20 protein-coding genes are annotated in these 24022 nt (G+C 73.5%); 18 read left to right on the top strand and 2 right to left on the bottom strand.

Annotated elements, in window-relative coordinates:
• Positions 1 to 38: 38 nt before the first annotated feature.
• The 9 genes from folC (at position 39) to IMZ35_RS18455 (ending at position 8641) form a co-directional block, all read left to right on the top strand.
• On the top strand, positions 39 to 1403 hold the full coding sequence (folC, locus tag IMZ35_RS18495) for a bifunctional tetrahydrofolate synthase/dihydrofolate synthase (protein WP_199442372.1): 1365 nt from the start codon (positions 39 to 41) through the stop codon (positions 1401 to 1403).
• Positions 1400 to 1804, top strand: a complete 405-nt coding sequence (locus tag IMZ35_RS18490) for a DUF4233 domain-containing protein (RefSeq protein WP_199442371.1) — start codon at positions 1400 to 1402, stop codon at positions 1802 to 1804. The genes folC and IMZ35_RS18490 overlap by 4 nt, the downstream gene beginning before the upstream one ends.
• Positions 1805 to 1866: 62 nt before the next feature.
• Positions 1867 to 3414: an alkaline phosphatase D family protein gene (locus IMZ35_RS18485; protein ID WP_199442370.1), complete on the top strand. Its 1548-nt coding sequence runs from the start codon at positions 1867 to 1869 to the stop codon at positions 3412 to 3414.
• Between the two features lie 152 nt (positions 3415 to 3566).
• Positions 3567 to 4028 carry a hypothetical protein gene (locus IMZ35_RS18480; RefSeq protein ID WP_199442369.1) on the top strand — a complete coding sequence of 154 codons (462 nt, stop codon included), beginning with the start codon at positions 3567 to 3569 and terminating at the stop codon, positions 4026 to 4028.
• A complete protein-coding gene (gene ndk, locus IMZ35_RS18475; protein WP_199442368.1) occupies positions 4025 to 4435 on the top strand; it encodes a nucleoside-diphosphate kinase in 411 nt (136 codons plus the stop codon). Before IMZ35_RS18480 ends, ndk begins: the two co-directional genes overlap by 4 nt.
• Before the next feature lie 112 nt (positions 4436 to 4547).
• Positions 4548 to 5483 carry an ABC transporter ATP-binding protein gene (locus IMZ35_RS18470; protein ID WP_199442367.1) on the top strand — a complete coding sequence of 312 codons (936 nt, stop codon included), beginning with the start codon at positions 4548 to 4550 and terminating at the stop codon, positions 5481 to 5483.
• Entirely contained in the window at positions 5483 to 6301 is an 819-nt protein-coding gene (locus tag IMZ35_RS18465) for an ABC transporter permease (RefSeq protein WP_199442366.1), read from the top strand. The genes IMZ35_RS18470 and IMZ35_RS18465 overlap by 1 nt, the downstream gene beginning before the upstream one ends.
• Positions 6302 to 6303: 2 nt before the next feature.
• Complete coding sequence (locus IMZ35_RS18460) at positions 6304 to 7143, top strand: ABC transporter permease (RefSeq protein WP_199442365.1); 840 nt, start codon at positions 6304 to 6306, stop codon at positions 7141 to 7143.
• A gap of 37 nt (positions 7144 to 7180) precedes the next feature.
• Positions 7181 to 8641 (top strand): serine/threonine-protein kinase, encoded by a 1461-nt coding sequence (locus IMZ35_RS18455; protein WP_199442364.1) that lies wholly within the window; start codon positions 7181 to 7183, stop codon positions 8639 to 8641.
• Here IMZ35_RS18455 and IMZ35_RS18450 read toward each other — a convergent pair.
• A complete protein-coding gene (locus IMZ35_RS18450) occupies positions 8638 to 8832 on the bottom strand; it encodes a hypothetical protein (protein ID WP_199442363.1) in 195 nt (64 codons plus the stop codon). The genes IMZ35_RS18455 and IMZ35_RS18450 overlap by 4 nt on opposite strands.
• 144 nt (positions 8833 to 8976) lie before the next feature.
• On the opposite strand from IMZ35_RS18450, the gene IMZ35_RS18445 reads away from it, so the two are divergent.
• Positions 8977 to 10941, top strand: a complete 1965-nt coding sequence (locus IMZ35_RS18445; RefSeq protein WP_199442362.1) for a TIGR03960 family B12-binding radical SAM protein — start codon at positions 8977 to 8979, stop codon at positions 10939 to 10941.
• Positions 10942 to 10980: 39 nt separating this feature from the next.
• Here the strand turns inward: IMZ35_RS18445 and IMZ35_RS18440 are convergent, their stop codons facing one another.
• Entirely contained in the window at positions 10981 to 12636 is a 1656-nt protein-coding gene (locus tag IMZ35_RS18440) for a S8 family peptidase (RefSeq protein ID WP_229372522.1), read from the bottom strand.
• A 278-nt stretch (positions 12637 to 12914) separates the two neighbouring features.
• Between IMZ35_RS18440 and IMZ35_RS18435 the strand changes: the two genes are divergently transcribed.
• The 8 genes from IMZ35_RS18435 to rpmA all read left to right on the top strand — a co-directional run bounded on the left by IMZ35_RS18435 (position 12915) and on the right by rpmA (position 23923).
• Positions 12915 to 13655, top strand: coding sequence for a TIGR03936 family radical SAM-associated protein (locus tag IMZ35_RS18435; RefSeq protein ID WP_199442360.1), 741 nt, complete (start codon positions 12915 to 12917; stop codon positions 13653 to 13655).
• Positions 13656 to 13824: 169 nt separating this feature from the next.
• Positions 13825 to 16704 (top strand): Rne/Rng family ribonuclease, encoded by a 2880-nt coding sequence (locus IMZ35_RS18430; protein WP_199442359.1) that lies wholly within the window; start codon positions 13825 to 13827, stop codon positions 16702 to 16704.
• A gap of 119 nt (positions 16705 to 16823) precedes the next feature.
• Positions 16824 to 17435 carry an ATP-binding cassette domain-containing protein gene (locus tag IMZ35_RS18425; protein WP_199442358.1) on the top strand — a complete coding sequence of 204 codons (612 nt, stop codon included), beginning with the start codon at positions 16824 to 16826 and terminating at the stop codon, positions 17433 to 17435.
• Between the two features lies 1 nt (position 17436).
• The gene (locus IMZ35_RS18420; RefSeq protein WP_199442357.1) at positions 17437 to 18699 is read left to right on the top strand and encodes an ABC transporter substrate-binding protein; all 1263 of its coding nucleotides are present in this window, start codon (positions 17437 to 17439) and stop codon (positions 18697 to 18699) included.
• Entirely contained in the window at positions 18696 to 20858 is a 2163-nt protein-coding gene (locus IMZ35_RS18415) for an ABC transporter permease subunit (protein ID WP_199442356.1), read from the top strand. Before IMZ35_RS18420 ends, IMZ35_RS18415 begins: the two co-directional genes overlap by 4 nt.
• The gene (locus IMZ35_RS18410) at positions 20855 to 23218 is read left to right on the top strand and encodes a tetratricopeptide repeat protein (RefSeq protein ID WP_199442355.1); all 2364 of its coding nucleotides are present in this window, start codon (positions 20855 to 20857) and stop codon (positions 23216 to 23218) included. Before IMZ35_RS18415 ends, IMZ35_RS18410 begins: the two co-directional genes overlap by 4 nt.
• Positions 23219 to 23336: 118 nt before the next feature.
• On the top strand, positions 23337 to 23648 hold the full coding sequence (gene rplU, locus IMZ35_RS18405; protein ID WP_199442354.1) for a 50S ribosomal protein L21: 312 nt from the start codon (positions 23337 to 23339) through the stop codon (positions 23646 to 23648).
• Between the two features lie 14 nt (positions 23649 to 23662).
• Entirely contained in the window at positions 23663 to 23923 is a 261-nt protein-coding gene (gene rpmA / locus IMZ35_RS18400) for a 50S ribosomal protein L27 (RefSeq protein WP_199442353.1), read from the top strand.
• Positions 23924 to 24022: the final 99 nt, after the last annotated feature.

The following is a 24022-nucleotide window of genomic DNA, read 5'->3' as shown; positions in this document are numbered from 1 at the left end:
CGGGTCGTGACAGTCCGCAACCGCCGGGAGAAGTGATCGTGCCCAAGTTCGATCCGGGGGCACTGGAGGCGCTGCGCGTCGTCGAGGCCGAGCTGAACACCCGCTGGCCGGAGACCAGGATCGCGCCCTCGCTGGACCGCGTCCGCGCTCTGGTGGACGTCCTCGGCGATCCCCAGCACAGCTACCCCGTGCTCCACGTCGCCGGGACCAACGGCAAGACGTCCACCTCCCGCATGATCGACGCGCTGCTCACCCGCATCGGTCTGCGCACCGGCCGCTACACCAGCCCGCACCTCCAGCTCGCGACCGAGCGCATCAGCATCGACGGCGAGCCCATCAGCCCCGAGCGCTACGTCGAGGTCTACCGGGACGTCGAGCCGTACCTGGCGATGGTGGACGCGCGCTCCGACGTGCCGATGAGCACGTTCGAGGTGATCACGGCGATGGGGTTCGCCGCGTTCGCCGACGCGCCCGTCGACGCCGCCGTGATCGAGGTCGGTCTCGGGGGCTCGTGGGACGCGACGAACGTCGCCGACGCCCGCATCGCCGTGATCACGCCCATCGGCATCGACCACGTCGAGTACCTCGGCGGCGACGTCGAGACCATCGCGCGGGAGAAGGCGGGGATCATCAAGCCCGGCTCCACCGTCGTCGTGGGCGAGCAGCAGCCAGAGGCGGCGCAGGTCGTCCTGGAGCGCTGCCGCGAGGTCGACGCCACCGTGGCCCGGCAGGGCGCCGAGTTCGGCGTGCTGGAGCGGTACGTCGCCGTGGGCGGCCAGATGCTGTCGCTCCAGGGCCTCGGCGGGGTCTACGACGAGATCTTCCTGCCGCTGCACGGCGCGCACCAGGCCCGCAACGCCTCCCTGGCGCTCGCCGCCGTCGAGGCGTTCTTCGGCGCGGGCGCGCAGAAGCAGCTCGACGTGGAGGCGGTCCGCGAGGCGTTCGCCACCGTCACCTCGCCCGGCCGTCTGGAGCCCGTGCGCGCCGCGCCGACCGTCCTCGTCGACGCCGCGCACAACCCGCACGGCGCGAAGGCGCTCGCCACCGCGCTGAGCGAGGAGTTCGGCTTCCGCAAGCTCGTCGCGGTGGTCGGGGTGATGGAGGACAAGGACGTCACCGGCATCCTGACCGAGCTGGAGCCCGTGGTCTCCGAGATCGTCGTCACCAGCAACTCCTCGCCGCGCTCGATGGACGCCGACACCCTCGGCGGGCTCGCCGTGCAGATCTTCGGCGACGAGCGCGTGGTCGTCGCGCCGCGGCTCGTGGACGCGGTGGAGAACGCCGTCGAGCTGGCCGAGGAGGCCGACGACGACGGTGTGGTGTCCGGCGCCGGTGTGGTCGTGACCGGGTCGGTCGTGACCGCGGGCGAAGCACGCGGACTCTTCGGCAAGGAGCCGTCATGACCACCGAGAACGCCCCCGTGCCCGCGCCGCGCAAGGACCCGATGAAGGGCTTCCGCGGCATCATGGCCGCGACGCTGATCCTCGAGGTGATCGTGGTCGCGCTGGCGATCCCGGTCGTCGCGCGGCTCGGCGGCGGCATCGGCACCACGACCGGCGCTCTGGTGTTCGCCCTGCTCGTGGGCCTGGCCGTCACGGCGGGGCTGCTCAAGCACCGCTGGGCGATCGGCGTCGTGATCGCGCTGCACGTGGTGATGGTCGCCTCGTGGTTCGCGATGACGGCGCTGGGCGCGGTGGGCGTGGTCTTCAGCCTCGTCTGGGCGTACCTGCTGTGGCTGCGCCGGGACATGACCAAGCGCATCGCGGAGGGACGGCTGCCCGCTCAGCAGCAGCCTCCGGCCTGAGTTCACCCGCAGGTCGGTTCCGGTTGGTGCGGTGGCCTCGATCGGGGACTACAACCACCCGCATGAGCGATGAGCGGGGAATCGGCCGGCGGACGCTGCTGCGTGCCGGTGCAATCGGGGCGGGCGCCGTGCTGCTGCCCGCGACGGGCGTGGCGAACGCGGCGTCCCTCGTGCGCGGCGGGCGTCCGGTGCTCACGCACGGCGTGCAGTCCGGCGACGTGAGCACGGACGGCGCGCTGGTGTGGACGCGGGCCGACCGGCCGTCGCGGATGGTGGTCGAGGTGTCGGAGGACCCGTCGTTCCGCCGCTCCCGCCGGGTGCGCGGGCCGCTGCTGACGCCGGAGACCGGCGGCACCGGCAAGGTGCGGGTCCGGAGCCTGCGGCCGGGCGGGCAGTTCCACTACCGCGTCGTCGCGGAGGACCTCGACGGCCGCACCCGCAGCGAGGCCGTCACCGGGACCTTCCGCACCGCGCCGGTGGGCCGCGAGGACGTGCGGTTCACCTGGTCGGGCGACGTGGCGGGCCAGGGCTGGGGCAGCAACCCCGACCTCGGCGGCATGCCGATCTTCCGCGCGATGGCGGAGCGGAACCCGGACTTCTTCGTGCACAGCGGCGACACCGTGTACGCCGACGGCCCGCTGACCGAGACGGTGACGCTGCCGGACGGCCGGATCTGGCGCAACACCGTCACACCGGAGAAGCTCAAGGTGGCCGAGACGCTCGACGAGTACCGGGGCCAGTACGCCTACAACATGGCCGACCCGCTCTACCGGGCGTTCGCGGCGCAGGTGCCGAGCTTCGTGCAGTGGGACGACCACGAGGTGACCAACAACTGGTACCCCGGCGAGATCCTGGACTCGCCCGCCTACACCGAGAAGCGGGTCGACGTGCTCGCGGAGCGGGCGTTCCGGGCGTTCCACGAGTGGCAGCCGATCGACCGGGCGCGGGCCGTGGACGGCCGCGTCTACCGGTCGTTCTCCTGGGGCAGGCACGTCGACGTGTTCGTGGTCGACATGCGCACCTACAAGGACGCCAACACCGCGCCGCGCGACGGTCGGGGGCACGTGCTGGGGGAGAGGCAGGCCCGCTGGCTGGTGGACTCGCTCGCGCGCAGCACGGCGACCTGGAAGATCGTCGCGGCCGACCTGCCCGTCGGCCTGACCGTGCCGGACGGCGCCGGTGTCGAGGGTGTGGCGAACGGGCTGCCCGGCGTGCCCGGCGGGCGCGAGCACGAGCTGGCGGGCGTGCTGCGCGACCTCGCGCGCCGCCGCGTGCGCAACGTCGTGTGGCTGACCGCGGACGTGCACTACACCGCCGCGCACCACTACTCGCCCGACCGGGCCGCCGTGGGGGACTTCGACCCGTTCTGGGAGTTCGTGTCAGGGCCGCTGCACGCGGGCGGGTTCGGCCCGAACGCCCTGGACCCGACGTTCGGCCCGGAGGCGGTGTTCGTGCACGCCCCGCCGGCGGCCAACAGCTCGCCGCTGGACGGGTTCCAGCACTTCGGCGAGGTCGAGGTGAACGGCCGCAGCGGTGAGCTGACCGTGTCGCTGCGCGACGCCACCGGCAGCTCGCTGTGGTCGACGACCCTCCAGCCGCAACGCCGCTGACTCCTTCCCGCAAGAACTTGCGGCCACATGGGCCCCGGTTGGCCCTTGTCGGCGCTTCGCCGTCCTGGTGAGGTGCGTGTCGTCCGGTCCGCGGACCGGACGACACGCCCGCACGTTCTTGCGGCGAGGAGGTCGCCGACGTCGCTCCCGGCGTGCGCCCCGGTGACCGCGACCTCGCGCGCGACGTGCTGCGCGACGACCTGACCGGCGAGCGGTTCTACGTCGTGATGCCCGACCGCTTCGCCGACGGCGACCGCCGCGACGACCGCCGCGACTCGACGTTCGCCGGAGAGTCCACCGAGCAGGACGACTTCTCCGGGCTCGACGACCTCACGACCGAGGACCCGCGCGTCGTCGAGGGCGTGCGGGAGATCGTCCGGCCGCCGCGGCGGGCACCGGCACGGGGACGGTCGGCGACCGGCCGCGCGACGCGGTGCGCGCCGGGCAGCGGGACCGGTGGTGGTCCTGACCCGCCGACCCGCGAGTCGACCGTTCGAGACGGGTCGTGGAGCAGCACCTCCGACGCGGGTGCGAGGCGGCGCGGCTACGCTGAGCGTCCCCGTGCACTCGCACGGGTCATCCACACCCGCACGAAGGAGTACGGACGGCCGTGAGCGAGCGCACCCTGGTCCTGGTCAAGCCCGATGGTGTCAGCCGTGGACTGGTCGGCGAGGTGATCTCCCGCATCGAGCGCAAGGGCCTGACCCTGGCCGCGCTCGAACTGCGCACCGTCGACCGCGCCACCGCCGAGCAGCACTACGCGGAGCACGACGGCAAGAGCTTCTACGCCGACCTGGTCGACTTCATCACCGGCGGCCCGCTGGTGGCGCTGGTCGTCGAGGGCCCGCGCGCCATCTCGGCGTTCCGGCAGCTCGCCGGTGGCACCGACCCCGTCGAGAAGGCCACGCCGGGCACGATCCGCGGCGACTTCGGCCTGGAGGTCCAGTTCAACCTGGTCCACGGCTCCGACTCGCCCGAGTCCGCCGAGCGCGAGATCGCGCTCTGGTTCCCGGCTCTCTGAAGTTCCCGCACGTCGGCGGCCCGGACCTCGTGGAGGTCCGGGCCGCTGGTCCGTCCGGCCGCGCGGGAAATCAGCGGCGAACTGTCGGTGGGTGTCGCTAGGGTCGCGAACCGTGACCACAGTCGATCTCCCGCTCGTGCGCGCGAGCGGCCTCACCAAGCACTTCGGCGACTTCGAGGCCGTGCGCGGCATCGACGTGGAGGTGCGCCGGGGTGAGGCGTTCGGCTTCCTCGGCCCGAACGGAGCCGGCAAGTCCTCGACCATGCGGATGGTCGCCTGCACCTCGCCCCGCACCGGCGGCGACCTGCGCGTGCTCGGCATGGACCCGGACGTCGACGGCCCGCGCATCCGCTCCCGCATCGGCGTGGTCCCGCAGGAGGACAACCTCGACACCGAGCTGACGGCGCGGCAGAACCTGGAGGTCTACGGCCGCTACTTCGGCCTGTCCCGCGCGCACGTCAGGAGCAAGGCGGTCGAGCTGCTCGACTTCGCGCAGCTCGCCGACCGGGCGGACCACGAGGTGGAGCCGCTGTCGGGCGGCATGAAGCGCCGCCTCACCATCGCCCGCTCGCTGGTCAACGACCCGGACCTGCTGCTGCTCGACGAACCCACCACCGGTCTGGACCCGCAGGCGCGCCACCTGCTGTGGGACCGGTTGTTCCGGCTCAAGCAGTCCGGTGTCACGCTCATCATCACCACGCACTACATGGACGAGGCGGAGCAGCTCTGCGACCGGCTCGTCGTCATGGACGGCGGCCGCATCGCCGCCGAGGGCTCGCCGCAGGACCTGATCGCCCGCCACTCGACCCGCGAGGTGCTGGAGCTGCGCTTCGCCCCCGGCGACCAGGACGCCGTGGTCCCGGTGGTGACGCCGCTGGCCGACCGCGTCGAGGTGCTGCCGGACCGCCTCCTGCTCTACACCGCCGACGGGGACGGCGTGCTCGACGCCGTGCACGCCCGAGGTGTGCGCCCGCTGTCGAGCCTCGTGCGCCGCAGCTCCCTGGAGGACGTGTTCCTCCGCCTGACCGGACGGACACTGGTGGACTGATGACGCGGACCACGATCCCCGCCTCGCGCTCGACCGGCGTCGTCGTCGGGCCCGTCCGGGCGACCTGGCTCTCCGTGGAGAGCCACTGGCTCTGGTACCGGCGCAACTGGCGCTCGTCGGCGTTCTCGACGTTCCTCGGTCCCGTGCTGTTCCTGCTCGCGATGGGCTTCGGCTTCGGTTCGCAGGTGCGGCCCGGCGCGGCGACCGGCGGCCTGAGCTACGTCGAGCACCTGGTGCCGGCCCTGCTCGTGACCACGGCGATCCAGAACGCGAACTTCGACTCCACCTACGCGGTGTTCTCGGCGTTCAAGTGGTCCAAGACCTACTGGGGCGCGGTGGCCACGCCCCTGACGCCGGGGCAGGTCTTCGCCGGGCAGCTCACCTGGAACGCGCTGCGCCTCGGCGCGAGCCTGGCGGTGTTCCTCGCCGTCGCGGGGCTGCTCGGCGCGCTGACCGGGCCCGCGGTGCTGTGGGCGTGGGTGTTCGCGCTGCTCGCGGGCACGGCGTTCAGCGCCGTCGTGGTGGCCTGGACCGCGACCCGGCGGACCGACAGCGCGTTCAACGGCCTGTTCCGGTTCGTGGTCATGCCGATGACCCTGTTCACCGGCGCGTTCTTCCCGATGAGCGACCTCCCGTCCTGGACCTGGCCGCTGGCGTGGATCACCCCGGCGTGGCACGGCATCGAGCTGTCCAGGGGCGCCGCGTTCGGCACCCTGGGCCCGGTGGCCCTCCTCGGGCACGTGGCGTACCTGAGCGCGCTGGTCGTGGTCGGCGCGGTGCTGGGCCGCAGGTACTTCACGCGCAGGCTGGCGGTGTAGTGATGACGCACACGCGGGAGCGGGCGGTCTCGCGACGCGGTTCGGGGCTCGTCCTGAGGATCGTCCCGCCCGGCCTGTACTCGGGGCGCGGCGGAGTGATCGTGGAACGGGCGCTGGTGGTGAACCGGCGGGCGTGGCTCGCGATCGTGTCCGGGTTCTTCGAGCCGGTGCTCTTCCTGCTGTCCCTGGGCGTCGGCTTCGGGCAGCTCGTGTCGGAGGTGGCCGGGCCGGGTGGTCAGCCGCTGAGCTACGCGACGTTCGTCGCGCCCGCGCTGCTCGCCGCGTCGGCGATGAACGGCGCGGTCTACGACGCCACGTTCAACATCTTCTTCAAGTTCAAGTACGCCAGGCTCTACGACGCGATGCTCGCCACGCCGATGGGGCCGCTGGACATCGCCATCGGCGAGATCAGCTGGGCGCTGCTGCGCGGTGGCCTGTACTCCGCCGCGTTCCTGCTGGTCATGCTGGGCATGGGGCTGATCTTGTCGCCGTGGGCGCTGCTGGCGCTGCCCGCCGCGCTGCTGGTGGCGTTCGCGTTCGCCGCGGTGGGCATGGCCGCGACGACGTTCATGCGCTCGTGGCAGGACTTCGACCTGGTCCAGCTCGCCGTGCTGCCGATGTTCCTGTTCTCCACGACGTTCTTCCCGCTGTCGGTGTACCCGGCCGGTGTGCGGGTCGTCGTCCAGGTGACACCCCTGTACCAGGCCGTCGAACTGCTGCGCGGGCTCACCACCGGCCACGTCACCTGGGCGGCGCTGGGGAACGTCGCGTACTTCGCGGTGATGGCGGCGACCGGGGTCGTGGTGGCCGGCAGGAGGCTGGCCGGACTGCTGCTCAAGTAGGCGGAACGGCGCCCTGGTCAGCGGCGTCGGAGTGGGCGTGCAACCGCTGACCACAGCCGATCCGAGGAGCGTCGACCGCTACCGGGTCCTCGGGCGTCTCGGCGCGGGCGGGATGGGGCGCGTCCTCCTCGCCCTCGCCCCCGACGGAGGGCTGGTCGCGGTCAAGCTCGTCCACCAGCAGTTCGCCGACGACGACCGCTTCCGCCGCCGCTTCCGCACCGAGGTCGCCGCCGCGTGCTCGGTCGACGGCGCGTGGACGGCGGCGGTCGTCGACGCCGGTCCGGCCGCGCCGGTGCCGTGGCTGGCCACCGCCTACGTGCCCGGTCCCACGCTGGACTCGGCCGTGCGCAGGTTCGGGCCGCTGGGCGAGGACGTCGTGCTGGGGCTGGCCGCCGGGCTGACCGCCGCGCTGCGCGAGATCCACCGCGCCGGTCTGATCCACCGCGACCTCAAGCCGGGCAACGTGCTGCTCGCCGCCGACGGCCCCCGCGTGATCGACTTCGGCATCACCAGGGCCGTGGAGGAGTCGCGGGGCGTCACGGCCACGGGCTTCGTGATCGGCTCGCCCGGCTTCGCCGCGCCCGAGCACGTCCAGGGCCGCGAACTCACCATCGCCGCCGACGTGTTCTCCCTCGGCGCGACGCTGTTCTTCGCCGCGACCGGACGCGAGCCGTTCCGCGAGGCGTCCACCGCCGCCACCCTGTTCCGCCTCGTGCACGGCGAGGCGGACCTGCAACTGCTGCCGTCCCGGCTGCGCGCCGTGATCGGCGCGTGCCTGGCGAAGGAGCCGGAGCAGCGGCCCACCACCGAGCGGCTGCTCGGCCTGATCGGCGTGCAGCCCGCCCGCGGCGCGTGGCTCCCGCAACCGCTGCGGGACCTGATCCGCCGTCAGGGCGCGGACGCCGCCGCGCTGCGGGCCGCCGCGCACCCCCCGCGTCCCACGCTGATCGCCCCGGTGCCGTCTCCACGCCGCCGGTCGCCGCGCCGCGGCCTGTGGACGGGGGCCGCCGTGGCGCTGGCCCTGGTCACCGGAACCGCGGGCGTCGCGCTCACCGGCGTGCCGGGCGGTCTCGGGCGGACCACGGCGGAGGCCACCACCGGCACGACGACCCCCGGCGCGACCACGACGCCACCGGTCGCCGACGAACGACCGGTCACCAGGCCCTCGCTGGAGCAGATGACCGTGCCGATGGGCCTGATCGGCACCTGGTCCGGCACGGTGGTGCCGGACGGCTCCGGCGGCACCCCGCAGGCGATCCGGATCACCCTGGTCGACGGGGCGCACGGCGAGCGGGTCGGCCGGCTGACCACCACCCGCACCGGGTGCACCGTCGACCTGGTCCTGCGCTCGGTGCGCGTCGGCAGGATCACCGTGGAACCCGACGGCGACGACTGCGGAACCGGCACGAGCACCGTCCTGGAACTGCGCGACGGGCAGGTGCGGCACCGCTCGTCCGATCCGCTCTGGGAGGGGACGCTGCGTCGCGTGCCCGGCTAGGAGGGCAGCCGGGGGAGGACGATCTCCGCCAGCGCCCGTGCGCTGTCGCGGTCCGCGGCGTACCCGGCGGGTTCACCACCTGGACCGTCGCCGCCGGCTGACGCCTCGCGCGCGGTGAGGTCCGGGTTCGCGGTGCCGCGCACGCGGTTGTGACCGGTGGGGCTGCTGACGGCCCTCCCGCTTCCGAGCACCGCCTCCACCTCCGCTCGCCGCACGATTCGCGCGGGGATGATGTCGTCGCCCGCCCGTGGATCACCACCGGCTCGGCGGGAGAGCGCGGTCACACCCGCTGCCGCGAACGGGAGGTGCGCCGCCAGCGGTTACCCTGGACCACCATGACCGTCGAGTCGGTGTTCCCCAGGTTGGAACCGCTTCTGCCGAGGGTCTCCAAGCCGGTGCAGTACGTCGGCGGGGAGCTCAACGCCACCCTCAAGGACTGGGACGGCGCCTCCGTGCGGTGGGCGCTGATGTACCCGGACGCCTACGAGGTGGGGCTGCCCAACCAGGGCGTCATGATCCTCTACGAGGTCCTCAACGAGCTGGAGGACGTGCTGGCCGAGCGCACCTACGCGGTGTGGCCCGACCTGGAAGCGCTGATGCGCGAGCACGACGTCCCCCAGTTCACCGTGGACGGCCACCGCCCCGTCGGCGCGTTCGACCTGTTCGGACTGAGCTTCGCCACCGAGCTGGGCTACACGAACATGCTCACCGCCCTCGACCTCGCCGGCATCCCGCTGCACGCCGCCGACCGCACCGAAGACCACCCGATCGTGGTGGCCGGTGGGCACGCCGCGTTCAACCCGGAGCCGATCGCGGACTTCGTCGACTGCGCGGTGCTCGGCGACGGCGAGGAAGCCGTCCTGGAGATCACCGACATCGTCCGGCAGTGGAAGGCCGAGGGGCGTCCCGGCGGCCGCGACGAGGTGCTGACCCGTCTCGCCGAGACCGGCGGCGTCTACGTGCCGCGCTTCTACGACGTCGAGTACCTGCCCGACGGCCGCATCCAGCGCGTGGTCCCCAACCGCGAGCGCGTGCCCTACCGGGTGTTCAAGCGCACCACGATGGACCTCGACGCGTGGCCCTACCCGAAGCAGCCGCTGGTGCCGCTCGCCGAGAGCGTCCACGAGCGGATGAGCGTGGAGATCTTCCGCGGCTGCACGCGCGGCTGCCGCTTCTGCCAGGCGGGCATGATCACCCGTCCGGTGCGGGAGCGCTCCATCGAGGGCATCGGCGCGATGGTGCAGCGCGGCCTGGAGGCCACCGGGTTCGAGGAGGTGGGCCTGCTGTCGCTGTCGAGCGCGGACCACTCGGAGATCGCGGAGATCACCAAGGGCCTCGCCGACCGCTACGAGGGCACCAACACCGGCCTGTCGCTGCCCAGCACGCGCGTCGACGCCTTCAACGTGGACCTGGCCAACGAGCTGTCCCGCAACGGCCGCCGCTCCGGTCTGACCTTCGCCCCCGAGGGCGGCAGCGAACGGCTGCGCCGCGTGATCAACAAGATGGTGTCCGAGGAGGACCTCATCAGGACGGTCAGCGCCGCGTTCTCCAACGGCTGGCGCCAGGTGAAGCTGTACTTCATGTGCGGCCTGCCGACCGAGACCGACGACGACGTGCTCCAGATCGCCGAGATGGCGAAGAACGTCATCCGCGCCGGTCGCGAGGTCAGCGGCCGCAAGGACATCCGCTGCACCATCTCCATCGGCGGGTTCGTGCCGAAGCCGCACACCCCGTTCCAGTGGGCGGCGCAGTGCGCCCCGGACGTCGTCGACGACCGGCTGCGCAAGCTCCGCGAGGCCGTCAACTCCGACCGGAGCCTCGGCCGCAGCATCGGCATGCGCTACCACGACGGCAAGCCCTCCCTGATCGAGGGACTGCTGTCGCGCGGCGACCGGCGCATCGGGCGCGTGATCGAGCGGGTGTGGCGCGACGGCGGCCGGTTCGACGGCTGGTCGGAGCACTTCTCCTACGACCGCTGGGTCGGCAGCGCCGCCGCCGAGCTGGAGCCGCTGGGCGTGGACCTGGCCTGGTACACCACCCGCGAGCGCGAGGAGCTGGAGGTCCTGCCCTGGGACCACCTGGACTCCGGGCTCGACAAGGAGTGGCTCTGGGCGGACTGGCAGGACGCGACCGACGAGCGCGAGCAGGACGACTGCCGCTGGACGCCGTGCTTCGACTGCGGTGTGTGCCCCGCGATGGGCACGGACATCGAGGTCGGCCCGAGCGGCAAGACGCTGCTGCCGATCACGCCGGTCGGCAAGGGCTCGCCGGTGCGCAACTCGGCGCTGAGCGGCACCTGATCGGGCGGGGCGGCTCCTCCGGGGGAGGAGCCGCCCGGATCACCCGGAGGTCGCGGCGCTGAGCACGGGCAGGACCGGCATCGTCGGCGTGGTGGCGGCCGGGGTCTCCTCGGCGGCCGGAGGCGTCGCGGCCTTCGGGGTCTCCGGGGTCTTCTCCTCGCCACCGGTGGCGCTGCCGGCGGCGGCAGCGGTGTTGCTGGCGCCACCGGTGCTGCCGGTGCTGCCGGTCGTGCTCGGCGCGTTCTCCACGGCGGCCTCCGCGTCGACGAGGCCGTGGCCGTAGAAGCCGTTGTACTCGGAGTACCCGGTGCAGAAGGCGTCCTGCACGCCCGTGCCGTTGAGGTCGTAGTCCGCCGGGCACGCCAGGGTGTCCGCCTGCGCGCCGAGCAGCCTGGTCAGCTCCTCGGGCGAGCTGCCGGGGTGCGTCGAGGACAGCAGGGCCGCGACGCCGGAGGCGTGCGGGGCCGCCATCGACGTCCCGCACGAGTAGTCGTAGCCCTGCGGCACGGTCGACAGCACGCAGCCGTTCGTGCGGCCGTCCTCGACCTGACCGGTGTCGCCACCGGGCGCGGTCACGTCGACGGCTCCGAGGCCGTAGGAGCTGTACCCGGACTTCACCTTCTCCTGGCCGACCGACGACACGGCCACGACGCCGCGGACCTGCGCGGGCAGCACGAGGCACGAGTTGTCGACCAGGCGGTGCCTGGCGTTCGGGGTGGCGGCGTTGGTGGGGCTCGCGGTGTCGCTGCCGGGCTTGCTGAGGTCGACGCCGCCGTTGCCGGCCGCCGCGACGTTGAGCACGCCGGAGGACGCCGCGTGCCGCACCGCGCGCTCGACGGCCCGGTACACGACGGACTGACCGGGCTCGTCCTGGCAGGTGAACGCCCACGGGTCGATGAAGTAGCTGTTGTTGGTGACGTCCATGCCGTTGGCGGCGGCCCACATGAACCCGCACACGGCGTACTCGGGGTAGATGAACCCCTCGTCGTCGACGACCTTCACCGCGGCGATCCGCACACCGGGCGCGACGCCCGTGGTGCCGCGGCCGTCGTCCGCCGCGGCGATGGTGCCCGCCACGTGCGTGCCGTGGCTGGAGCTCGTCGGCGCCCACGCGGCCGGAGCGGGGTCGGGTCGCCCGGTGAGGCACCCAGCGGACAGCGCGGGGTCGAGCGCCCCGACCAGGTCGGGGTGGGTGGCGTCGATGCCGGAGTCCAGCACGCCGACGACCACCTCCCGGCTGCCGGTCGTCACGGCGTGCGCCTCGTTCGCCCTGATCAGGGCCATGTCCCACTGCTCGTCGCTCAGATCGGCCGAGGTCAGGCCGTTCGCGGGCGCGGTCTTCGTGCCCTCGGTGCCGTCGCTCTTCTTGCGCGCGGGCGTGCCGTCCTGTCGGGACAGGGCCTCGCCCTGCGCGCTGTAGGCGCGCTCGGAGCCGATGCGCCGCAAGAACGTCGGATCGGGTGACACCGCGACGGCGACGGAGATCTCGGGGTAGTAGAAGGTGGTGGTGCCGCAGGACCGTCGCACCTCCGCGGCCGCCTCGTCCTCCGCGGTCTCCTCGTCGAACACGACGAGGTAGCGCAGCGTCGGTCCCGGCTGGATGCAGCCGTCCGACGGTGGCGCCACGACCTCGGGATCTGCGGCTGCCGGGGGTGTGACGGCCAGGCAGCCGGTCGCGAGGACGGCAGCGGTCATCGCTGCCGCGCGCGCACGGCGGGAGAGAGGCACAGGAGACCTCCACGGCTTGCCAGGCCGATGCTCGGGGTGGGCGGACGTCCGGTCGAACCGGACGGTAGCCAGAGCGGCGTGAGCAGACAAGCGCAACGTGCCGAACAAGACCCAGGGTACCGTCCTGTCGGAGCAACAGCACGCGCCGACGGGCCGCTCGACCGTCGGGCACCAGTGGAGGGGGAACGGCACTGAGCCGCCAGCAGCAGCCCAACCCGTCGGCGTCGGCCGTCCAGAAGCTCCGCGTGCGCTACGCGAAGCGCGGACGGCTGCGGTTCACGTCCCACCGCGACGTGGCCAGGACCTTCGAGCGGGCACTGCGCCGCGCCGGAGCGCCGATGGCGTACTCGCAGGGCTTCAGCCCGCACCCGAAGATCTCCTGGGTGGGCGCCGCGCCCACCGGGGTGGCGAGCGAGGCCGAGTACGTCGAGGTGTCGGTCGTGGACGCGGTGGACCCGGAGGCGCTGCGCGTCGCGCTCGACGACGCCATGCCGCCGGGGCTGGACGTGCTGGAGGTCGTGCAGGCCGCCGGTGGCAACCTCACCGAGCGGATCGAGGCGAGCCGGTGGAGCGTGGAGCTGCCCGGCGTGTCGGCGGAGGACCTGCGCGACGCGGTCGAGCGGTTGCTCGCGACCGAGTCGGTCGAGGTCGAACGGGCCACGAAGGACGGCAAGCGCGTTCTGGACGTGCGCCCCGCTGTCGTTTGGGCCCGTGCGAGAGAGCGGGCGAGCGACGCGGAACACGAAGGCGTCGCATCGTCACCGCCGTGTGGGATACTGGACGCGGTCGTGCGGCAGACAACACCTGCTGTTCGACCCGATGACGTGCTGAGCGCGCTCCGCGTCGTCGCCGGTCTGGTTCCGCCGGTGCCCGCGAAGGCGACCCGGATGGCGCAGGGACGGCTCGACGACGAAGGTGGCCTGATCGACCCGTTCGCCCTGGACAGGGCGGTGGAGCAGGACCCGGGAGCCGTGGAGCGGCGCTGACGGCGTCGTCGACGGACCTGCTGCTCGTCACCGGTGGACTCGTTGGAAGTCCGGGTGCCGAGCGGTGCAAGGCAAGGATTCCCGCCGCCAGCCGCGGTGGAGAGTGGACAAGAGAGGCCCCTGCGCGGCCGCGTCCTCGACTGGACGCGCCCGGGGGCGGAGGAGCTGCATGTCGAACACGGACAAGCCCGCCGGAGCTTCCGGCGGGGATAACGTCACATCCGCACACCCCGAGCTGGCGGATCTTCCCCCCAAGCTCAGGGTGCACGCCCTGGCCAAGGTGCTGGGCGTCGAGAGCAAGGTCGTCATCGCGACCCTGAACGACCTCGGCGAGGTGGTGCGCGGCGCTCAGTCGAGCGTCGCCCGCGACGTCGCCCTCAAGGTCGCAGAAGTCCTCCTGACCTGGGACGACATCGTCACCGGTGAGCTGGACGAGCAGTACGAGGAGCCCGCGGTCACGCCGCGCGAGGCGCGTGAGGCGGTCGCCCTCGCGCCGGTCTTCGCCGCGCCGTCGCCGGTGTTCCTGCCGCCGCAGCCCGCCGACGAGCCGCCCGCGCCGAAGAAGTCCCGCGGCCGGGTCAGGGTCGTCGAGGAGCCGGAGCCCGAACTCGTCGAGGAGATCGACGAGGACCAGGACGACCAGGCCGACGACGCCGACCTGAACGGTGACGAGAGCGACAGCCGCCGTCGTCGGCGCCGCGGTCGCCGCGGTCGCGGTCGGGGCAAGGGCGCCGAGGACAGCGGCTCGGACGAGGACGAGTCGTCCGAGGCCGAGCAGGAGGAGCCGGAGGACCAGGCCGAGGAGGCCGAGGACACCGCCGGTGACGACGGCGGCAGCCGTCGCAGGCGTCGTCGCCGCCGTCGCAAGACCGGTGCCGAGGACGAGCCGGTCGTGACCGAGGACGACCCGCCGAACACGGTCGTGCACGTCCGGGAGACCCGCGACGCGCGCGACGACCGGGCCGACTCGGCCGCCGCGCAGGACGAGGTGCGCAGCGTGCGCGGCTCGACCCGCCTGGAGGCCAAGCGCCAGCGCCGCAGGGACGGCCGCGAGGCCGGTCGCCGTCGTGCGCCCGTGCTGTCCGAGTCCGAGTTCCTCGCGCGCCGCGAGGCCGTCGAGCGCACGATGGTGGTCCGCGAGCGCGGCGACCGCACGCAGATCGGCGTGCTGGAGGACGGCGTGCTCGTCGAGCACTTCGTCACCTCGTCGGGCACCGGCTCGCTGGTGGGCAACGTCTACCTGGGCCGCGTGCAGAACGTGCTGCCCAGCATGGAGGCCGCGTTCATCGACATCGGCCGCGGCCGCAACGCCGTGCTCTACGCCGGTGAGGTGGACTGGGACGCCGCCGGTCTGGAGGGCAAGGCCCGCAAGATCGAGCAGGCCCTCTCCAGCGGTGACAGCGTGCTCGTCCAGGTCACGAAGGACCCGGTCGGCCACAAGGGCGCAAGGCTGACCACGCAGATCAGCCTGCCCGGCCGCTTCCTGGTCTACGTGCCGGGCGGCGGGGCGACGGGCATCAGCCGCAAGCTGCCCGACACCGAGCGCAAGCGCCTCAAGGACATCCTCAAGCGCGTCGTCCCGGAGGACGCGGGTGTGATCATCCGCACGGCGTCGGAGGGTGTCGCCGAGGAGGAGCTGGGCCGCGACGTCACTCGTCTGCAGGCGCAGTGGCAGGTCATCAAGGACAAGGCCGCCACGCCGAAGGCCCAGGCCCCCCAGCTGCTCTACGAGGAGCCCGACCTGCTGGTGAAGGTCGTCCGCGACCTGTTCACCGAGGACTTCTCGGCGCTGATCGTCCAGGGCGACGACGCCTGGGAGACCATCGACGCCTACGTGCGCCACGTCGCGCCGGACCTCCAGGACCGGCTGCGCAAGCACGTGTCGAACACGGACGCCTTCACCGCGCACCGCATCGACGAGCAGCTGCTCAAGGCGCTCGACCGCAAGGTCTGGCTGCCCTCGGGCGGCTACCTGGTGATCGACCGCACCGAGGCCATGACGGTCATCGACGTCAACACCGGCAAGTTCACCGGATCGGGTGGCAATCTCGAGGAGACCGTCACGCGCAACAACCTGGAGTCGGCGGAGGAGATCGTCCGCCAGCTCCGGTTGCGCGACATCGGCGGCATCATCGTCATCGACTTCATCGACATGGTGCTGGAGTCCAACCGGGACCTGGTCCTGCGCAGGCTCACCGAGTGTCTCGGCCGGGACCGCACGCGGCACCAGGTCGCCGAGGTCACCTCGCTGGGGCTCGTGCAGATGACCCGCAAGCGGGTCGGCACGGGGCTGCTGGAGGCGTTCAGCACCACGTGCGAGCACTGCCGCGGTCGTGGCGTCGTCATGTCCACCGATCCGGTGCACTCGCACGGCGGTGGCCAGGGCGGCGGCCAGGGCAACGGCGGCACCCAGCAGGGTGGCGGCCAGAACAGCGGTGGCGGCCAGAACGGCGGCGGTGCCCAGTCGCAGGGCGGTGGCCGCAAGTCCCGCCAGCGCAACCGGGGCGGCGACCAGGGCTCGGCGCAGGCCGAGACGCCGGTCCAGCCGGAGATCCCGGTCGTCGAGGCTCCGGTGGTCGAGACCCCCGTGGTCGAGGCGCCGGTCGTCGAGACGCCGGTCGTCGAGGCTCCGGTCGTGGAGACGCCCGTCGTGGAGACGCCGGCAGTCGACGCGTCAGCGGCCGAGGCGGCTGTCACCGAGCCCGTCGCGGACGTCGTGGTGCCCGCCCAGGCCACCACCGCGTCGGAGAACGAGGTCGAGAGCACCCCGCTCACCGAGAGCGCGGTGTCCGTCGACCAGGACGAGCCGGACTCCGGCAAGCGCGAGCGGCGCGGTCGCCGCAGGGCCCGTCGCGACACCGGTGCGCCGGTGAAGCACGAGGCCGGCGAGATCGAGAGCGTCAGCGCGGTGGCGACGCTGAACGGGCACGCCCCGGCTCAGCCACCGGTCGAGATGCCCGCTCCGGTGGTCACCACGAAGCGCCGCACGTCCCGCCGGGCGGCCTCCCGTCCGGCCGGTCCGCCGCAGGGCGGCGACACCGAGAGCTGATCCACCGACGAACACGTGCCGGGCTACGCCGATCGGGCGCAGCCCGGCCGTTTTCGTCTCACCGGGTGTCCGGGCCCCGCTAGTTTTTCAGGTCCGAGCACGTCGAGGGGGTGGTGCGGGTGGGCCTGGAGCTGTGCGCACTCCTGCCACGCGGCTTCGACCAGCCCCTGGACCTCGACGTGCCGCGCGACCGGATCACCGGCCTCGTCGTCCCCGACGCGCACCTGGCCGCGGCGCTCGTGGACGCCGTCACCGGCATCACGCCGCCGCTGTCCGGCCACGTGGAGGTCGACGGCGAGCGCGTCCCCCCTCCGGCGGCCGGGATCGCCTCCGAGATCGCGTTCGTGCCGGCGGACGGCGGTCTGCTGCCGAACCTCACCGTCCAGGCCAACATCACCTACGGCCGCCGCACCGGCGCCGGTCTCCAGACCGGCCAGGTGCGCCCGCAGCTCAACCTCACGGCCGCGGAGCTGAACCTGCTCGACGTGCTCGACCTGCACCCGCACGAGCTGACCGCCTGCCGCCGCCTGTGGGTGGGGCTGGCCAGGGCGCTGCTGCGCGCTCCCGCCGCACTGGTGCTGGAGGACCGCGCGTCCCACCCCGGCTGGTCGGCGCAGCTCACCCGCCGAGATCCGCTCGACGGGGTGGCGGTGCTGGTGGTCGCCGACTCGCCGGACCGCCTCACCGGGTTCGCCGACACCGTCGAGGACCTGTCGGAGCGGAGCCGCTGACGTGCTCTCCCGCCGCGCCGCGCTGGCCCTGCCCCTGTTGCTGGCGGGTGCGGGCTGCGCGGGCGGGCCGGCCGGAACGGTGCGGGTGGCGGTGCCGTGGAGCGGCTGGGAGCTGGCGACCTTCCGGTCCGTGCTGCGGGAGTTCCGCCACGCCACCGGCTACGACGCGGAGGTCGTGCCGCTGGGCGACGACATCGGCGCTGTCCTCAGTTCGCGGCGGGGCGGCGCGGTGGACGCCGTGCTGCTGCCCCGGCTCTGGGCGGTGAGCGGGCTGGCCCGCGACCTGGCCCCGCTGGACGACGCGGCGCTCGCGGACGAGTTCCCCGAGACGTGGCAGCGCATCCTCACCCCGGGGGACCGGTTGCTGGGCGTGCCCTACAAGGTCGCCCACAAGTCGGTCGTCTGGTACCGCAGGGACGTCTTCGACCGGCTGGGCCTCCTGCCGCCGCGCGACTGGGGCGACTGGGTGCAGCTCAACGCCAGGATCGCCGACGCCGGCGTGGCGCCGCTCGCGCTCGGCGGGGCCGACGGGTGGGTGCTCTGCGACTTCTTCGAGAACGTCCTGCTCGGCGTCGACGCCGAGCTGTACGCGGCACTGGCGCGTCGCGAGCCCCGCTGGCAGGACGACGGGGTGCTCACGGCGTTCCAGCGGCTGGGCGACGTGTGGTCCCAGCGCGGGGCGTTCCCGCGCGGGGCGGCCGGCGCGCTGCTGACCCAGGCCGAGGCCGCCGTCGTCGACGACTTCCTGCCCGGCCGCGCGGCGATGATCGCGGGCGCCGACTTCACCTACCCGGTCATCGCCCGGCACGCCCCGGCCGACCTGGACCGGGGGTGGCTCGACTGGTTCCGCTTCCCGCTGCCGGGGGGCGAGGTCCAGCCGCCGAAGGTCGGCGGCGACGTGGTCGTGGTGCCCGCGCCGGGCACACCGGGCGGCCTGGCGCTCGCGTCGTGGCTGGGCACCGCCGAGGCGGGGCGCGCGTGGGCCCGCAACGGCGGCTTCCTGTCCGTGCACCGCGAGGTGGGCGTGAGCGCCTACCCGACGGACCGGATCGCCGCTCTCGCCGTCGAGGTCCGCGAGCAGACGGAGCAGAAGCTGGTGTTCGACCTCGCCGACCAGCTCGGTGCGATCGGCGGCGGTGACGGGCGCGGGCTGTGGCGGGTGCTCCAGGACTTCCTGCGCGGCGTGGGAGACACCCCGTCGCGGGTCCGCGACGCGGCCGAGCGCGCCGCCGGTCGCATGGCGGAACTGGCGAGGGGGAGGTGAGCGTGCCGGGGGAGCTGGAGCTGGAGATCGCCGGTCGCGACCTCGCGGGCCCGGCCGTCGACGGCAGGCCGGGCCGCGCCATGCGGGGGTGGCTGCTGGGACTGCCCTGCCTGCTGCTGGTCGGCGCCGTGCTGGTGGCGCCGGTCGTGCACACAGTCGCGGTCAGCCTCGGCGGGCCGCCGCTGGGGAACTACGCGGCGCTGCTCCGCGACGGCGAGACCCGCGCGGCCGTGTACGGCAGCCTGTCGTGGGTGCTCGTCGCGGTCGGCGTGTGCGTGGTCGGCTTCGCTCTCGCGGTGCTCAGCCGCCGCGTCCGCTTCGGCGCGGGACTCCTTATCCTCGTCCTCGTCGCCCCGACGGCGGTGTCGATGCTGGTCTCGGGGATCGCGTTCCGGATGCTCTACGACCCGTCGCACGAGCGGGGCGCGGTGTCGGCGCTGGTGGTGGCCGCGCACGACGCCGTGACCGATCCGGCCCCGGCGGCCGGCGCGCGTCCCGACCTCTCGGTCGGCAGTCGCACGGCCCTGGAGGCGCGGCCGCCCGCCGACGGACTGGTGACCGAGCAGACCTTCGTCGCGGGCGCCGTGGTGGACCTGGCCGTGCTGGGTGTGCTGGTCGACGTGGTGGACCTGCGCGACCCCGCACCGCAGCCGGGCACGGAGCCCGGCGTGCTCAGCGGGCGGGTGATGTTCGGCGACCGCGCGCTGAGCGGCGTTCCGGTGGTCGCGACGTCGCTGGGAGCGCCCGAGGGCACCGCCACCACCGACGGGGGCGGCGTGTTCCGCATCCCCGTCCGCAGCTCCTCCGCCAGCACCTACCGGCTCCAGCTGCCCGAGGAGGCGATCAGCCCGCGCTGGTCGCCGCCGGACTGGCTCGGCCCGGCGTGGGTGCACGTCGTGATCGCGTCGGCGTTCGTGTGGGCGTGGGTGGGCTTCGCCGCAGCGCTGTTCCGGGTCGGACTGGACGCGATCCCCCGCGACCTGCTGCGGATGGCCCGCAGCGAGGGCGTGGGCCGCTGGCGGCAGTTGCGGACCGTGGTGCTCCCCCTGTTGCGGCCCGTCACGGCCGTGGTGCTGCTCACGGTCGTGGTCGCCGCGGTGCGGCTGTTCGACCTCGTGCTGGTGATGGTGCCCGGTTCGGTGCAGGCGAACGCCGACGTGGTGGCGCTGAACTGGTGGCGCGAGGGCCCGTTCCGCACGGAGGGCGAGTCGGCGGCGCTGTCGGTGCTGCTGTTCGCGGTCGTGGCGGTCGTCGCCCTGTTCGGGATGCGCGGCCTGCGCAGCTCGTGGCCGCGCCTGGCTCCGCCCGCCACGTCACCGCCCGCGACACCGCGGACGACGACCGGGTACGGCCCGTGGTGGGGCGTCGCGCTGACCGCGGGGGTGGCGCTGCTGTGGGCGTACCCGCTGCTGTCCCTGCTGCTCACGTCCGTGCGCGACCCGCGAGACGCCGCCGTCGCGGGGTGGTGGGCTCCCGGTCGCGCCGGTCCGGGCGTCGAGTCGTACGCGGAGGTGCTCGGCAACGGCCTGGCCTCCGCGCTCGGCTCCACCACACTGGTCGCGATCACGGCGACCGCTCTCGTGCTGCTGGTCGCGGTGCCCGCCGCCTACCAGCTGGCCTGGGGAGAGCTGCCGCCGCTGCTGACCCGGTCGCTGGTCGTGCTGCTCACGCTGCTGGCCGTCGTGCCCGTGCAGGTCTACGCCGAGCCGCTGAACGCGGTGATCACGCAGTTCGGCCTCGCGAACTCGCGCGTGCCGCTGATCCTGGTGCACACCGCCGCCGGAACGCCGTTCGCCGTGCTGCTGCTGCGCGCCGCGTTCGCCACGGCACCGTCGGGCCTCGTGGCCGGTGCGCGGCTGGGCGAGGTCGGCCGCCGCACGGTGTTCGACCGGGTGCTCCGGCACGCGGCCCCGGCGCTGGTGGCCGTCGCCGTGCTGGAGTTCGTGCAGGTGTGGAACGACTTCACCCTCGGCCTGCTGGTGAACGGGGCCGGGGCCGGTCCGCTGTCGCTCGCCCTGTGGGGCCAGGCCAGGCAGTTCGCCACGTCCTCCGGCCCGCTCGCGGCGGGGGCCGTCCTGTCGGCGGTGGTGCCGGTCGTGCTGTTCCTGCTCACCTGGCGCGTCGTCGTGCGCGGACTGACCGGAGGAGGCGGCCGGTGAGGCGACCGGAACGGCGCGCGGCCTGGTACGACCGCGTCGACCTGCGCGGTGCGCTGGCGGTCCTGCTCTCCGGCGTCGCCGTGCAGATGTTCAGCGGCGTCGTGTCCGACAAGGTGCTCAGTCCCCGGATCAAGAACGTGGTCTCCTACCCGGCGATCGCCCTGACCGTCCTGTCCGGCCTCGCGCTGATCTGGTTCGCCTACCGGCGGGTGCAGGCGGTCCCCGACTCCGAGGACGACCCGCCGCAGGTCGCCGCGCCCTCCGGTCCGCCGCGGCTGCTGTGGAACCCGCCGGAGACCGAACTGCTCGGTCGCGAGGACGACCTGCGCGCCGCCGTCGAGCGCGCGTCGGCCGATCGGCTGGTCGCCGTGGTCGGCCCCCGCGACATCGGCACGTCCGCCGTCGCCGCCGAGGTCGTCCGCGAGCTCCCCGCCGACGACGTGGAGCCCGGTGTCCCCGCCAAGTACCGCCTCGACCTGCGGAGCCGCTCCTCGCAGTCGCCCGAGGAGGTCAGGGTCGTGGTGACCAGGCTGCTGGAGGGGTTCGGCGTGGACGTGCCGGCGCGCGACGACGACGCCGCGCACGCCAGCGCCGCCGACCGGCTGCTGGCCGAGCTGCGCGGCACGCGGACCGTGCTGCTGCTCGACCAGGTGTCCAGTCCGGACCAGGTCCGCTGGCTCGTCGACGAGCTGGGCGCCGCGCCGGACGTGACCCTCGTGATCGCCGGTGAGCAGGCCGTGGCCGACGCCGTGCGCGAGTCGGACGTCGTGCACGTCGGGCCGCTGTCGACCGAGGACGGCGCGCGGCTGCTGCTCCAGCAGCTCGGCCGCCCCGGCGCCGAGCCGGCCGACGACGCGGAGCGCAACGACGTGCACCGCCTCGTCGCCGCCTGCCTGGGGCGTCCGCGGGCGATCCGCGACGTCGCCGCCGCGCTCACCGGTCCCGCCGCGGACTGGACGCTCGCCGAGCTGGCCGCCGCCGTGACGGCCACCGCGGACACGCCGGGCGACGTGTTCCGGGTGCGCCTCACGGTGCTCGCCCGCATCAGGGCGTCCCTGTCGCGCGACGCGGTCCGGCTGATGGAGGCGCTGGCCGCGCTGCCGGTGACGGAGCTGCCACCGGAGGCCGTGACGGCGCTGGTGCCCGCCGGACCGGGTGACCCGCTGCGCGAGCTGACCACGCGCGACCTGGTCCGCTACGTCCCGCCCGGCCGCTACCGGATGCCGCAGGAGGTGCGCTGGGCCGTGCGGCACGGCGTCGGTCCGGACGAGCGCCGCGCCAGGAGCGTCCGCAGCCGCGCCGTCGCCCGCCTGGTGCGCCACTACGCGGACCTCGCCGAGGCGAGAGCGGCCGACCTGGTCGTGCCCGGCACGGCGGGCGTCGCCGGTCGCTGGTTCCGCGCGGAGGAGGCCCTGCTGCTGGAGCTGCTCCGGCAACCGGACTCGTCCGCGGGCACGTTCCCCGACCTGTGCCGCGTCGCCGACGCCCTCGACGTGTGGCACTCCCGCGAGAAGCAGGGCGCAGCGCTCCTGGCGGCGGCGAACGGCCTGGCCGCGGCCGCGGCCCGCCACGAGGACCCGACCGTGCAGGCGCTCGCGGGCGTGCGCCGGGCCGCGGCGCTGCGGATGGCGGGACGGTCCGAGGAGGCGGAGGTCGAGCTGGGGAAGGTCGACGGGCGCAGGTCGTCGGTCGTCGCGGGGCGCGAGCAGCTCGCCTGGGCGCTGCTGCACGTCGAGCGGGCCGAGCGGGCCCGTCGCGACGGCGGGACACCGGCGAGCGTGCAGGACGTCCTTCTCGACGCCGAGCGGTCGCTGCGGCACTGCCTGGAGTTGCTGCCGCGGGTCGACCTGGCGGCGCAGGTCTGCGCGCGGCTGAACCTCGGGGTCGTGCGGCTGCTCCAGGGGCAACCGATCAGGGCGGCCGAGCACCTCACCCGCGCCGGTGAGCTGGCGACCGCGGCCGACGACTGGTCGGCCAGGGCGCACGTCACGGAGCTGCTCGGCGTGACGAGCTGGCGGCGTCGCAGGCCGCTGGAGGCCGTGCGCCGCTGGAGGCGGGCCCTGGACCTGTACCGGGAGCTGGCGGAGGACGACGGCGCGGCGCGCTGCCTGGCCCACCTCGGATCGGCGGCGCTGCACGACGGCGAGGTCGCCGCGCTGGTGAGAGGGGACACATCCGGGGGTGCGCTGAGCGGTGCCGAGGCGTCCGCCGTGGCCCGGCCGATGCTGCTGGAGAGCCTCTGGTTGCGCGCTGGTCAACCACCCGACGCAGCCGGTACGGTGCTGGTCAAGCGGTATCTGGCCGAGTCGGCGAAGCGTGGCGGACACCCCGGTTTGACCTCGTCGAGCCCCGGCCCGTAACCTGGTAAGCGGCCCGCCGTCCGGTGGGCCCTGTCGTGTGGCAATCCGGTTCGCTCTCAGTACAGCAGAACCGCGCGCATGGCCCGTCACCGTCTAGTAGCAGGAGACTTCCGTCCCGATGTACGCGATCGTCAAGACCGGCGGCAAGCAGTACAAGGTGGCTGTCGGCGACGTCGTCGAGGTCGAGAAGCTCGAAGGCGCGCCGGGCACCGAAATCAACTTCCCGGCGTTGCTGGTCGTGGACGGCGATGACGTCACTGCTGACGCTGACGCCCTGGGGAAGATTGCGGTGACCGGCAAGGTCGTCGAGCAGACCAAGGGCCCCAAGATCCGCATCCACAAGTTCAAGAACAAGACCGGCTACCACAAGCGCCAGGGTCACCGCCAGAAGCTGACCCGCGTCGAGGTCACCGGCATCACCGGTAAGTGAGGATCTGACTAGCCATGGCACACAAGAAGGGTGCGTCCAGCTCCCGCAACGGCCGCGACTCCAACGCTCAGTACCTGGGTGTCAAGCGGTTCGGTGGTCAGGTCGTCAAGGCCGGCGAGATTCTGATTCGTCAGCGCGGCACCAAGTTCCACCCCGGCGTGAACGTCGGTCGCGGCAAGGACGACACGCTGTTCGCCCTCGCCCCCGGCGCGGTTGAGTTCGGCATGAAGCGCGGTCGCAAGACCGTGAACATCGTCGAGGCCCAGGTCGCCTGAGACCTGCTCCACGACGACTCAAGCGCTACCCCGGCGAGGGGCGGGACCGGTCGAACCGGGTACCCGCCCCTCGCCGTTTTTCGTGCAGCACGTCGAGAG

This window comes from Umezawaea beigongshangensis, from assembly GCF_016464305.1.
Lineage (GTDB): Bacteria > Actinomycetota > Actinomycetes > Mycobacteriales > Pseudonocardiaceae > Umezawaea_A > Umezawaea_A beigongshangensis.
Note: the sequence above shows the minus strand (reverse complement) of the source record. Positions and strands in the feature narration are given on the sequence as shown.

Bases quoted from the DNA above. Each gene is read 5' to 3' on its own strand.
- IMZ35_RS18490 (WP_199442371.1), top strand. From the start codon at position 1,400: ATGACCACCGAGAACGCCCCCGTGCCCGCGCCGCGCAAGGACCCGATG.
- IMZ35_RS18485 (WP_199442370.1), top strand. From the start codon at position 1,867: ATGAGCGATGAGCGGGGAATCGGCCGGCGGACGCTGCTGCGTGCCGGT.
- IMZ35_RS18465 (WP_199442366.1), top strand. From the start codon at position 5,483: ATGACGCGGACCACGATCCCCGCCTCGCGCTCGACCGGCGTCGTCGTC.
- IMZ35_RS18460 (WP_199442365.1), top strand. From the start codon at position 6,304: ATGACGCACACGCGGGAGCGGGCGGTCTCGCGACGCGGTTCGGGGCTC.
- IMZ35_RS18445 (WP_199442362.1), top strand. From the start codon at position 8,977: ATGACCGTCGAGTCGGTGTTCCCCAGGTTGGAACCGCTTCTGCCGAGG.
- IMZ35_RS18440 (WP_229372522.1), bottom strand. From the start codon at position 12,636: ATGACCGCTGCCGTCCTCGCGACCGGCTGCCTGGCCGTCACACCCCCG.
- IMZ35_RS18430 (WP_199442359.1), top strand. From the start codon at position 13,825: ATGTCGAACACGGACAAGCCCGCCGGAGCTTCCGGCGGGGATAACGTC.
- rplU (WP_199442354.1), top strand. From the start codon at position 23,337: ATGTACGCGATCGTCAAGACCGGCGGCAAGCAGTACAAGGTGGCTGTC.
- rpmA (WP_199442353.1), top strand. From the start codon at position 23,663: ATGGCACACAAGAAGGGTGCGTCCAGCTCCCGCAACGGCCGCGACTCC.